Below are 12,199 nucleotides of genomic sequence, written 5' to 3'. Positions count from 1 at the left end.
CAAGTTTCGCCGCGCGGTGCACGCATTGACCTGCTGCTAGGCGATGGCCGGGTCGACTTGACCGGTCGCGCGGTCACCATCACTCGCGGCGAGCTAGCCATTTGAGCGACGAAGACTGTTTCAGCGCTACGAATCAAGCCTGCCGTCATCGATGGCGACCTCGCGATGGGTTTCGGTCCGCTCGACGCCGCAGAATGAATCCTTCTGGTCTGCCTCGAGTAGCCGCCGACGGCGCTACGCTGCTGTGTCGTGCAGCAGACGCGCCTCGACACTGCTCGAATCCGGGCGGCTCGCCGGATCATCGAGCCGATTTTTCTCGATACTCCGCTGTACCGCTGCGAGGCTCTGCAGCGAAGCCTCGGGTGCGCGGTGAGCATCAAGCTCGAAACAGCGAACCCGGTCCGCAGCTTCAAGGCGCGCGGCGCAGAGGTCGTCGCGAGCATGCTCGCCCACAATGGCTCGTCCGCAGTGGTGTGTGCCAGCGGAGGCAACCTCGGCCAAGCCCTCGCTTGGTCTGGTCGCACCAGGGGCCTCGACGTCACGGTCGTGGCATCCCGGTTTTCACCCCAGGTCAAGCTTGATCGCATGCGTGCACTGGGCGCCAGATTGGAATTAGTCGACGGCGATCACGAGATGGCCCGTGCGCGAGCGGCGGCCATCGCGCGGCGTGATGGCATTCCACTGCTCGAAGACAGCTTGGACATCGAAACTTGTGAGGGCGCGGCGACCATTGGCCTGGAACTGGTTGATGCGGGGTCGTCGTTCGACGCCGTACTGATCGCTCTGGGCGGCGGAGCCCTCGCTACCGGCGTCGGGCATGTGATGAAGCTCTGTGCTCCCGAGGTGGAGGTGATCTGCGTTCAGCCGGCCGGTGCACCGGCGATGACACATTCGTGGCACCAGCGGCACGTTGTTACCACCGAGTCAACTGACACCATTGCAGATGCTGTCGTCGGCCGGTCTCCAATTCCGACGGTCCTGAACGACCTGCTTCTGGTCGCTGACGATGCCGTCTTGGTCCAGGAAGCATCGATCATCGCCGGTATGCGGATGCTTTTCGAAGTCGCTGGCCTCGTCGTCGAACCGTCGGCCGCGCTCGGCATCGCAGCCATCCTCGAAGACCGCGACCGCTTCGCCGACAGGCACGTCGTCACCATCGTGTGCGGCAGCAATGTCGAGATAGACGCGTATCACCGATGGGTCGGCGGCAACGGGCATTGACCTAGTCAATACTGCTTGATCGACCGAAGAGCTTTCACTCGTCCCCTATGGGGCCGCGATGGCTCCCCAGGCTCTACGCGCGGTACTTTCGCTCACGACCTCGGGAATGTGGTCATCGCTTATGCATCGCCAATGTCCGCGACTCAACAGTAATCGGTGGGTTTTCGGCGATGCCGAATCATCGCCAAACCGGTTGTAGCACAAGCGAAAATGAGCGATGTCAAGCAAGCACGAGGTGCGCCGATCGGTAATCCCTAGGTCGCAGGTTCGAATCCTGCCGGGGGCACGGGGAGAGGCAAATCTGCGGGCGGCGCAGGGATCCCTCTATTACGCAGCACCCGACGACGGGTGGCTCCCGCCCCCTACAGCGCTGGTGATCAGCAGCCGACCGGACCGCCGCCCGCCGGGCAGGTGGGTATGTCGATAGGTATGCAGCTCACCGACGTCATTGAGACGGCGAACGCGAGCGCCAGCGCGAACAAGACCTTCTTCCCCCTGGTCATAGCTGGAAAGCGTAAGCCCGGCCGGCATCCCCCGTGGCAATATCCGCAGAACGCAGACAAGCCCTTCAGCAACCGCGAGCCCGGCCCTCGCGCGTCGACGGGTGGCGACGCTCGTTCGTCCTTGCCCAGACGGACCTCGGAGGAACCGTGGGCATGAGCAAAACCTGTTGCGCCACTTGCCGTTGTGACGTCAGCGCGCCGCGACATATTGCCGGACCGCTTCTCGATACCCAGTCAGCGCCGGATCGCACAACATGGCGAGGCCGGTCCGACAGCTGTCGAATCACTCGGCGCGGAACCTGTTAGCCGACCGCCGATCGCTTGACGTTTTGTCCGCCGCAGTGCGCATGGGGTCTCCTCGGGTCAGTGCCGAATGGCGTTGCTCTCGCGAGCCGAGATGAGCTTGCGGCGGCGGCCTTGCTGGTCCCCATGGACCCTTGGCCCGCGCGGTCTCGCCCGGCCTGCGGCGCCCGCTGCGGCCGACGGATCGACGGTCTGCCGCCACGCGCCCAAATGGCGCAGTGGTGCAGGTCACAGCAATATTTACTGCCGAAATCACGGGCGACAAAGCGCACACATAGGACCGGCGGTAATGGTTATTCGGCCGGTCTGCATACCGTGCGATGCCCGGAAGTAGCCAAAGTGACTATCCAAAGTTTGCGGATTCAGTATTCTGGGAGCAGCGTGTCGTGACGAGCAGTCGACGCCCTCGGGGAGATCATTAGTTAGGGCGTCTTCTCTTCGAGGGGTTGGCGATATATGGCGTCGAATGACTGGCAGCCGGTAGTACGTGTCGGGGAGCCGAGGTTCATAGCCGGCGTGGGTAGTCGAATCAAAGTCGAAGTGAAGACGAGGGGCTGGCTGAGCCGAGATTGGCGATGTTACTTCGGATCTCAGGTATCGCAGCAACAACTTGATGCCCGGTACTCCTCCTATCCTTGCTGGGACGAAGTCCAGCGGATCGAGGGCTCCTGCTCGGAGCATGATGCGGAGCGCTACATCGAAATGATCGATGCGGCAATCCATTACGCCAACATCAAGTTGCGGAGCAATGCCCTGCCGAGGGCCATCCTGCAGGGAGCGGGCCTGGATCGCAGGGGGTGCGCGGTGCGTGAACGTCAGGCCGAACTCGATGAGCTAGCTAAGAAGTTGGCGAAACCGGAGTCCTAGTTTTCCGCAACTCCACCGGGGTCTGGGGCGGGCGGGTGACGGCCGCCGCCCCCATCTGCCCCACGGCGGGCAGGTCGTGCGTTTGCCCAGCTCTTTCCGCAATTGGACGGCGAGTCCCAAAAGTTGCACATAACAATTTCATAAACACAGCATTAGTTGTAGATTTCGACTTCCCTCGCGTGCCCGCAAAGATTATGCTCTTTGCGCGCCGTCGGACTGCAGGAACTCCGGTCGCCCATGAATGGCGTTCAACCCGGCGATGTCCAATACGACCGGTCGCCGATGTTTCTTACGGCCGCCCATTCCTGCCTCCCCTGCTAATCGCGCTCGCACCCGACGATGCCGCGGCAGCGACGCGCAGTACCCTTACCTCGCCCGTCACGCCGCCGCCGACGAACCGGTATGTCACGCGGACCCGCAGCCCAACCCAAAGCCGGAGGTGCCCGACATGGCCCAGTCCGATCTCGTCTTACTCGACGTCGACAATCGCGTCGCGCTCATCACCGTCAATGATCCCGACCGGCGTAACGCGGTGACCGCCAAGATGTCGGGGCTGCTGCGCGAGGCCGTCGAGCGGGCTGAGGCCGATCCCGACGTGCATGCCGTGGTGGTCACGGGGGCGGGCAAGGCGTTTTGCGCGGGCGCCGACCTGAGTGCCCTCGGGGCTGCGGGCGGCGGGGCGGCCGAGGCCGGCTTGCAGCAGCTTTATGACGGATTTATGGCGATCGGCAGTTGCCGACTCCCGACCATCGCCGCAGTCAACGGCGCGGCCGTGGGCGCCGGTCTGAACTTGGCCCTGGCGGCCGACGTGCGCATCGCCGGGCCCGCCGCCCTCTTCGATGCGCGATTCCAGAAGCTGGGGCTGCACCCGGGCGGAGGTGCGACCTGGATGCTGCAGCGCGCGGTCGGTCCGCAGGTTGCCCGCGCGGCCCTGCTGTTCGGCATGCGTTTCGACGCCGAAGCCGCAGTGCGGCATGGCCTGGCGCTGCATGTCGCCGACGATCCGGTGGCCGCGGCGCTGGAATTGGCCGCCGGGCCGGCGGCGGCACCGCGCGAGGTGGTGCTGGCGACGAAGGCCACCATGCGCGCGACCGCCAGCCCGGGGTCGCTGGACCATGAGCAACACCAGCAGGCCATGCGCGCCGAGCTTGGGCCGCAGGCCTCCTCGATCGAGTCACCAGAATTCGCACAGCGATTGGCCGCAGCGCAACGCAAGTAGCCGGGCTGTCGACGCGGGGGTTACAAATCCAGCAGGGCGGTGCCGGGTGACTCGATCAGATCCCTTAACTCGCAGACAAATTGGGCCGCCTGCGCGCCGTCGGCGATACGATGGTCGAACACACAGGTCAGCGACATCGTCGGACGCACCACGACCTCGGCGCCGAGGGCCACCGGCCGCGGCTTGATCGCCCCCATCCCGAGGATGGCCGCTTCGGGGTAATTGATCACCGGTACGCCCTCGTCCACACCCAACGCGCCGAAGTTCGACACGGTGAACGTCGAGCCCCGCAGCTCCCCCGGCGTCAGGGTGCCCGCACGCGCACCGGCGATCAATTCGGCTGCGCGAGCAGCCAGTTCGCGCGTCGTCTTGGTGTGGGCGTCGGCGAGTACCGGGACGAGCAGGCCCCGTTCGGTGGCAGCGGCGATCCCCAGGTGCAACCGGTGGTCGACGCGTAGCTGCGGGCCGTGCGGGGAATCGACCCACGTAGAATTCAGAATTTCGTTGTGGCGCAACGCGATCGCCAGCAGCCGCAGCGTCAGGAGGAAGGGCGTAATATTCTGATCCGTCGCGCCGAGCTGGTCGGACAGCCGCACCAACTCGGTGCAGTCCACCTCGACGGTGATCTTCGCCGCCGGAATCTCCTTGTGCGACAGGGCCATTTTCTCCGCCATCCGGGCCTGCACACCGTGAACGGACCGGACGTCGGCTCCGTTCCCGGTCCCGCCGGCAGCCGACAGCACATCCTCGCGGGTGATGACGGAGCCGCTGTGCGGCAACGAGGCCAGGTCGACCATCAATTCTTTGGCCAGTTTGCGCACCGGGGGGGCGGCCAGCGGACGGCCGGTCCGCCGGCTGCTGTCGACGCCGGCATCGGCGCCATAGCCGACCAGGGTGGGCGGCGCCGCCTCGGCCGCCGGTAGGTCGCCGCTGCGCGGTGCCGTGTCGATCTGTACCAGCACTGCCCCCACCTGGAGCACATCGCCCTCGGCGCCGTTCATTTCGATGATCCGCCCGGCGTGCGGGCTGGGGATCTCCACCTCGGCCTTGGCGGTCTCCACCGTGCACAACACCTGGTTGAGCTCGACGTCGTCGCCCACCGCGACGCTCCAGTGCGTCACCGTCACTTCTTCCAGTCCCTCACCGAGGTCGGGGACTCGAAACGGCTTGATCCTCTCCTTCGCGGACGGGCCGGTCATGGCTGATCCAAAGCGCGCTCGACGCAGTCCAGCAGCCGGTCCGGGCCGGGCAACCACCACTTCTCCAACCGGGCCGGCGGGTAGGGGGTGTCGAACCCGCACGCGCGCAGCACCGGTGCCTCGAGCTCGTAGAACATCTCCTCTTGAATGCGGGCGGCCAGCTCGGCTCCATACCCCAGGCTGCGCGGACCCTCGTGCATCACCACGCAGCGCCCGGTCCGGTGGATCGAGGTGGCGACGGTGTCGAAGTCCAGTGGCACCAATGACCGCAGGTCGATGACCTCCAGGCTCCAACCACGCTGGCGCTGCGCCTCTTGGGCGGCACCGACCGCGGTGCCGACCAAGCTGCCGTAGGTCACGACGGTCACGTCGGTGCCCGGCCGGCGCACCATCGCCCGCCCGATCGGCGGTTCGGGGCGGGTGACATCGACCATGCCGCGCCCCTGGTAGCGCCGCTTCGGCTCCAGGAACATCACCGGATCCGGGGAGGCGATCGCGTGGCGCAGCAGCCAATACGCGTCGGCCGGGCTGGACGGCACCACCACCTTCAATCCGGCGGTATGCGCCCAATATGACTCGGTGGAATCCGAATGATGTTCTGCGGCACCGATTCCCCCGAAGGATGGGATGCGGACCGTCACCGGCATGTTGATCTCGCCGCGGGTACGGGTGCGATACTTCGCCAGGTGGCTGACCACCTGGTCGAAGGCCGCGTAGGAAAACCCGTCGAACTGAATCTCGGGCACGGGAACGAAGCCACGCAATGCCAACCCCACCGCGATCCCGACAATGGCGGACTCCGCCAGCGGCGTGTCAAAGCAACGGCTCACACCGAATACCTCGGCCAGTCCCTCGGTCGCCCGGAACACCCCTCCCGCGACCGAGACGTCTTCACCGAACACCAGCACCCGATCATCGGCGGCCATCGCGTCGTGCAGGGCGCGGTTGAGCGCCTGCACCATGGTCAACGACTGCGCACCCAGCGCGACGGTGTCCACTGCCGCGGTGAGTGTTTCGTCGTGGCCGGCCGGGCGATCAGCGAGCTGTGTCATCGATGCCTCTCAATCGCTTCGGTCGAGTTCGGCGCGCAGCTGCTGGCGCTGCGCCTGTAGTCCCGGCGTGATCTCGGCGTACACCGAGGTGAACACCTCGTCGATGTCGAAATCGGGCGCATCGACCACCGCGTCGCGCAATTCGGTGCGCATTCGCTGTGCGCGGCCAATGACGCGTTCCTCCAAGCGTTCTGACCACAGGCCCTGGGTCGCCAAATAGGTGCGGTACCGCGGGATCGGGTCCAGCGCCGCCCAGTGATCGACTTCGCCTTGCGTCCGGTATCGACTGGGGTCATCGGAGGTGGTGTGCGGACCCAGGCGGTAGGTGATCGCCTCGATCAACGTCGGCCCGGCGCCGGCGCGAGCCCGGGCGGCGGCCTCGGCTGTCACGGCGTAGCACGCCAAGACGTCGTTGCCGTCTACCCGGACTCCGGGCATGCCGTAGCCAATCGCCTTGTGTGCCAGCGAGGGTGCGGCGGTCTGTTTGTGGATCGGCGTCGAGATCGCCCACTGGTTGTTCTGCACGAAGAACACACAGGGCGTGGTGAACACGGCGGCGAAGTTCAGCGCCTCGTGCACGTCTCCCGTGCTGGTGGCGCCGTCACCGAGGAAGGCCAGCGTCACCGAATCTTCGCCCAGCCGTTGGGCGGCCATCGCCGCGCCCACCGCATGCAAGGTCTGGGTGCCGATCGGAATGGAGAGCGGCGCGCAGCATTTTTTGGTGAATTCCAGGCCGCCATGCCAGGTGCCGCGCCACACGGCCCCGACATGCCCGGGCGGGATGCCGCGCACCAAAAAGGCGCCCAGCTCCCGATATTGGGGAAACAGCCAGTCGGTTTTGCGCAGGCATGCCGCCGCGCCGATCTGGGCGGCTTCTTGACCGCGGCAGGACGCGAAGAGTCCCAGCTCACCCTGCCGCTTGAGGTTCACGAATTCGGCATCGAGTTCCCGGGTGATCACCATCAGCTCGTAGAGCCAGCTCAGCGTCTCCGCGGGAAGGTCACGGCCGTAACGGCGTTCGGACGTCGGCGCGCCATCGGCGGCGACGAGTTGCACCGGTTCGAGGTCGACAGCCATGGGCGTCTGAGACATCTGCGCCACACCGCCTCCCTCGCTGGGTGCCGCGTGGCCCCACGAGCCACAGCGGGTCACAGCAAACGGTCAGCCGAGACCTACCGCGAGCGGAAGTCGATCGCCAGCTACACGAAAGGCTTCGCTCGCCGCGACACTGGCGTAGTCACCATTATGCCCTCAAATGAGAAGAGACCGCGTTGATTGCGAAGACTGCGGAGCGTGTCGCGGCCGGCCGAGCGGCGCGCTCGGGCGACAAAGCCGCCGTCCGGCGGAACGGTCAGCCGGGGACCGTCTCCCCCGCCCTGCGCAACGTCATTTGCGCGTGCTTGAGCACCGGCGAGTCGACCATCTGCCCTTCGAACGCGAAGACCCCGCGCTCGGTGCGCGCGGCCGCCAGCACCCGTCGCGCCCAGTCCAGCCTGTCCTCGCTGGGGCGATACGCCTCGCGCACCACCGGGATCTGGCTCGGGTGGATGCACACGGTCCCACCGAACCCCAGCGCGACGGCGTCCTCGGCCTCGGCCCGCAAGCCGTCGAGGTCACGGATGTCCAGGTGGACCGCGTCGAGCGCCACCCGGCCGAAGGCGGACGCGTTGAGCAGCGCCGTCGACCGCACGTGGTGGGCGACATCGCGGTACGTCCCGTCGGCCCAACGGCTGGAGCTACCGCCGAGCGTGGCGACCAGGTCCTCCGCACCCCACATCAGCGCCACCGTGCGTTGCGCCGCCGCGATTTCGGTCGCGAACACCGCGCCGCGCGGGGTCTCCAGCAGCGCGATCACGTCGCGCGAGGCCAGCGCTTCCACCTGCGCCGCCGATTCCGTCTTGGACAGCATCACCGTGGTGTAGGCGGTCCCGGCGAGGGCCTCGAGGTCGCGGGGGTACTCGTCGGTGTCGGCCGCGTTGATCCGCACGACGGTGCGCTCGGGGTCCAGCGGCGTGTCCTGCAACGCCTTGCGGGCGGCGGGCTTGTCCGCCTCGGCCACGCCGTCCTCGAGGTCAAGGATCACCACGTCGGCCGCGGCGGCGGCCTTCGCGAAACGTTCGGGACGGTCGGCCGGGCAGAACAGCCATCCCGGACCGGCGGCGTGCAGGTTCACCTGGCCTCCTGGTTGGACGGGCGCTTCTGGACCAACGTGGTGCGGGCGGCGCGGGCGACGACGTCGCCGTGCTGGTTTCGCCCGGTGTGCTCGAGGGTAACGATGCCCTCCCCGGGCCGACTCTTCGATTCCCGCTTGGCCGTACACACGGTCTCGGCGTACAGGGTGTCGCCGTGGAACACGGGCTTGGGAAAGGACACCTCGGAGAAGCCGAGGTTGGCCACGATGGTGCCGAGCGTCAGCTGCGACACCGAGAGCCCGACCACCGTGGAGAGGGTGAACATGGAGTTCACCAGCCGCTCGCCCCGAAACCCCGGCTGCTCTGCAGCCCAGGCCGCATCGAGGTGCAGCGACTGGGTGTTCATGGTCAGCGTGGTGAACAGGACGTTGTCGGCTTCGGTGACCGTGCGGCCGGGCCGGTGCAGGTAGGTGGTGCCGATCTCGAACTCTTCGAACCACAAGCCCCGCTGGATAACTGACTTGCCGCCCTGGTCGCTCACGACAGTCCCAGCGATCGCGCGATGAGCATCAGCTGCACCTCGGTGGTGCCCTCACCGATTTCGAGGATCTTGCTGTCGCGGTAGTGGCGCGCCACCGGATACTCGTTCATGAAGCCATACCCTCCGTGGATCTGGGTTGCGTCGCGGGCGTTGTCCATCGCCGCTTCCGACGCGATCATCTTCGCGATGGCCGCCTCCTTCTTGAAGGGCTTGCCCGCCAACATCTTTGCAGCGGCATCGTAGTACGCCGTGCGGGCGACGTGGGCACGCGCTTCCATTCGCGCGATCTTGAAGCTGATCGCCTGGTAGGAGCCGATCGGCTGGCCGAACGACTGACGCTCTTTGGAATACTTGACGCTCTCGTCGACGCAGCCCTGCGCCGCCCCGGTCGAAAGTGCGGCGATCGCGATGCGGCCCTCGTCCAGGATCGACAGGAAGTTCGCGTAACCCCGCCCGCGCGCGCCCAGGAGGTTCTCCTCGGGGACCCGCGCGTCGGCGAAGCTCAGCGGGTGGGTGTCCGACGCGTTCCAGCCGACCTTGCTGTAGACCGGTTCGACGGTGAATCCCGGTGTGCCGCTGGGCACGATGATCGTCGAGATCTCTTTTTTGTCCGCCCCGACGGTGCCGGTCACGGCGGTGACGGTGACCAGTGAGGTGATGTCGGTGCCCGAGTTGGTGATGAATTGCTTGCTGCCGTTGATCACCCACTCGCCGTTGTCGAGCCGGGCGGTGGTGCGGGTGCCCCCGGCATCGGAGCCGGCGCCGGGTTCGGTGAGCCCGAACCCGGCCAGCGCCCGGCCGGCGGTCAGATCGGGCAGCCACCGCTGCTTTTGCTCCTCGGTGCCGAACCGGTAGATGGGCATCGCGCCCAAGCCCACCCCGGCCTCCAGCGTGATCGCCACCGACTGGTCGACTTTGCCGAGCTCCTCGAGCGCCAGCGACAGCGCGAAGTAGTCGCCGCCCATGCCGCCGTACTCCTCGGGGAACGGCAGCCCGAACAGGCCCATCTCGCCCATCTTGGCGACGACTTCGTACGGGAAGCTGTGCTCCTCATCGTGCTTGGCCGACACCGGGGCGACGACGGTGCGTGCGAATTCGGCGACGGTGTCGCGAAGGTCTTCGTATTCCTTGGGTAAGGTCCCCGCGGTAATGGATGTGGTCATGTCTCGTCCTTGCTTTCTTCTTCCGGGATCAACCGGGCCAGCACCTGATCCACGGTCACCTGATCACCGACGGAGACCAGCACCTCCACCTGCCCCGAAACCGGTGCGGCCAACGAGTGTTCCATCTTCATCGCTTCGACGACGACTACGACGTCGCCTTCGGAAACGGCGGTGCCGGAGGGGGTTTGGACGGCGATCACGCTGCCCGGCATCGGGCTGACGATCTCGGCCTGCTGCGTGCCCGCGGCACGATGGATTTTGTTCTCCTCGGCCTCACGCAGGTGCCAGGTCCCCCGCTCGTCGGCAATCCACAGGTGCCGGTCGGCTTCGGCCCATCGGTAGTCGCGGCGCAGGCCGTCGATCACCGCGCTCATCCGTGTCCGCTCGACGTGCACAGCGGCCGAACAGGTTTCCCCGTCGCCGACCTGCACCAAGGCGGCCTCGGGGAGCCCCCACACCGACACCGTCTCGGTGCGCAGCGGGGTGCGCATGTCGGTGCGCACCGGTGCCGCGCTGCCGCCGACGCGCCACCCCGTGGGCGCCGCCCAGGGGTTGCCGGCGAAGTGGCGTGCCCGGGAGGCCAGGGCGGATTGCCGGTAGAGGCCGGCCGCCGCGAGCACATCATCGGGGGCCGGCAGCGGGGCGAAGTCCGCCAGCCGCTCATCGAGCAGGGCGGTATCGAGGTCGCCGGCGCGCACCCGGTCGTCGGCGAGCAGGAACCGCAGGAATTCGATGTTGGTTTGCACGCCCAGGATTGCGGTTCGGCTCAGCGCCCGGTCGAGTTTCGCCAGCGCCTCGTCGCGGTCGGCCCCGTGGGCGATCACCTTGCTCAGCATCGGGTCGTAGTCGCTGCCGACCAGCGTGCCGGGCAGCAGCGACGAGTCGACCCGCACGCCGTCACCGGAAGGTTCGACGACCTGCAGCACCCGACCGCCGGTAGGCAGGAATCCGCGCGCCGGATCCTCGGCGTACACCCGGGCCTCGATCGCGTGCCCGCGCAATTCGATGTCGTCCTGGGCGAACGTCAGCTTCTCGCCGGCGGCGACCCGCAACTGCCACTCCACCAGGTCCAGCCCGGTGACCGCCTCGGTGACCGGATGCTCGACCTGCAGGCGGGTGTTCATCTCCATGAAGAAGAACTCGTCGGGCCGGTCGGCGGAGACGATGAACTCGACCGTGCCCGCACCGACGTAGTCGACGCTGCGCGCGGTGCTGCAGGCGGCCGCCCCGATGCGCGCGCGCGTCGCCTCGTCGAGCAACGGCGAGGGCGCCTCCTCGATGACCTTCTGATGGCGCCGCTGCAGGCTGCACTCCCGCTCGGCGAGGTGCACGATGTTGCCGTGCGTGTCGGCGAGGATCTGCACCTCGATGTGCCTGGGGCGCAACACAAACCGTTCCAGAAACAGGGTGTCGTCACCGAACGACGAGGCCGCCTCCCGGCGGGCGCTGACCAGTGCCTCGCGCAGCTTGGCCGGTTCGTCCACCAGGCGCATGCCCTTGCCGCCGCCGCCCGCCGACGGCTTGATCAAGACCGGGTATCCGACCTCGTCGGCGGCGGCGACCAGCTCGTCGTCGCTCAGCCCCGGTTTGGCCACACCGGGGACCACCGGGACGTCGAAGGCAGCGACCGCGTTCTTGGCGGTGATCTTGTCGCCCATCACCTGAATCGCCTGCGCGGGTGGCCCCAGGAACACCACCCCGGCCCGCTCGCAGGCGGAGGCGAAATCGGCGTTCTCGGAGAGGAATCCGTACCCCGGGTGGATTGCTTGAGATCCGGTGCGCGCGGCGGCCTCGACAACCTTGTCGATGTTCAGGTAGCTTTCGCGCGCCGCGGCGGGTCCCAGTCGCACCGCTTCGTCGGCCTCGAGGACGTGCCGGGCGCCGGCGTCGGGATCGCTGTAGACGGCGACCGACCGGATGCCCAGCCGGCGCAGCGTCCGGATCACCCGCACCGCGATCTCGCCGCGGTTGGCCACCAATACTGTCTCGAACACTGCAC

General features: G+C 67.1%; 11 protein-coding genes. 3 read left to right on the top strand and 8 right to left on the bottom strand.

The features are described 5' to 3' along the window. Nucleotides 1-249: 249 nt before the first annotated feature. On the top strand, nt 250-1,221 hold the full coding sequence (locus A5775_RS12410; RefSeq protein WP_067252416.1) for a threonine/serine dehydratase: 972 nt from the start codon (nt 250-252) through the stop codon (nt 1,219-1,221). Between the two features lie 377 nt (nt 1,222-1,598). Here A5775_RS12410 and A5775_RS26060 read toward each other — a convergent pair whose 3' ends face one another. Continuing rightward, nucleotides 1,599-1,724: a hypothetical protein gene (locus A5775_RS26060; RefSeq protein ID WP_255362114.1), complete on the bottom strand. Its 126-nt coding sequence runs from the start codon at nt 1,722-1,724 to the stop codon at nt 1,599-1,601. 759 nt (nt 1,725-2,483) lie between these two features. Between A5775_RS26060 and A5775_RS12405 the strand changes: the two genes are divergently transcribed. After that, a complete protein-coding gene (locus A5775_RS12405; RefSeq protein WP_067252411.1) occupies nt 2,484-2,894 on the top strand; it encodes a hypothetical protein in 411 nt (136 codons plus the stop codon). Between the two features lie 448 nt (nt 2,895-3,342). Continuing rightward, the gene (locus tag A5775_RS12400; RefSeq protein WP_067252501.1) at nt 3,343-4,113 is read left to right on the top strand and encodes an enoyl-CoA hydratase; all 771 of its coding nucleotides are present in this window, start codon (nt 3,343-3,345) and stop codon (nt 4,111-4,113) included. 20 nt (nt 4,114-4,133) lie between these two features. Here A5775_RS12400 and A5775_RS12395 read toward each other — a convergent pair whose 3' ends face one another. The 7 genes from A5775_RS12395 to A5775_RS12365 form a co-directional block, all read right to left on the bottom strand. Continuing rightward, complete coding sequence (locus A5775_RS12395; RefSeq protein ID WP_067252409.1) at nt 4,134-5,312, bottom strand: dihydrolipoamide acetyltransferase family protein; 1,179 nt, start codon at nt 5,310-5,312, stop codon at nt 4,134-4,136. Beyond that, on the bottom strand, nt 5,309-6,364 hold the full coding sequence (bkdB, locus tag A5775_RS12390; protein WP_067252407.1) for a 3-methyl-2-oxobutanoate dehydrogenase subunit beta: 1,056 nt from the start codon (nt 6,362-6,364) through the stop codon (nt 5,309-5,311). Before bkdB ends, A5775_RS12395 begins: the two co-directional genes overlap by 4 nt. Before the next feature lie 9 nt (nt 6,365-6,373). Then, the gene (gene pdhA, locus A5775_RS12385; protein ID WP_197512537.1) at nt 6,374-7,456 is read right to left on the bottom strand and encodes a pyruvate dehydrogenase (acetyl-transferring) E1 component subunit alpha; all 1,083 of its coding nucleotides are present in this window, start codon (nt 7,454-7,456) and stop codon (nt 6,374-6,376) included. Between the two features lie 259 nt (nt 7,457-7,715). Further along, nucleotides 7,716-8,537, bottom strand: coding sequence for a CoA ester lyase (locus tag A5775_RS12380; RefSeq protein WP_067252402.1), 822 nt, complete (start codon nt 8,535-8,537; stop codon nt 7,716-7,718). Next, the gene (locus A5775_RS12375) at nt 8,534-9,052 is read right to left on the bottom strand and encodes a MaoC family dehydratase (RefSeq protein ID WP_231995170.1); all 519 of its coding nucleotides are present in this window, start codon (nt 9,050-9,052) and stop codon (nt 8,534-8,536) included. The genes A5775_RS12380 and A5775_RS12375 overlap by 4 nt, the downstream gene beginning before the upstream one ends. Continuing rightward, nucleotides 9,034-10,200, bottom strand: coding sequence for an acyl-CoA dehydrogenase family protein (locus tag A5775_RS12370; RefSeq protein ID WP_067252397.1), 1,167 nt, complete (start codon nt 10,198-10,200; stop codon nt 9,034-9,036). The genes A5775_RS12375 and A5775_RS12370 overlap by 19 nt, the downstream gene beginning before the upstream one ends. Continuing rightward, nucleotides 10,197-12,194 (bottom strand): acetyl/propionyl/methylcrotonyl-CoA carboxylase subunit alpha, encoded by a 1,998-nt coding sequence (locus tag A5775_RS12365; protein ID WP_067252498.1) that lies wholly within the window; start codon nt 12,192-12,194, stop codon nt 10,197-10,199. Before A5775_RS12365 ends, A5775_RS12370 begins: the two co-directional genes overlap by 4 nt. Between the last annotated feature and the right edge of the window lie 5 nt (nt 12,195-12,199).

It is taken from the genome of Mycobacterium sp. 852002-10029_SCH5224772, assembly GCF_001667315.1.
Classification (GTDB): Bacteria; Actinomycetota; Actinomycetes; order Mycobacteriales; family Mycobacteriaceae; genus Mycobacterium.
The sequence above is the reverse complement of the archived record's forward strand: the minus strand, read 5'-3'. Positions and strand labels throughout refer to the sequence as shown.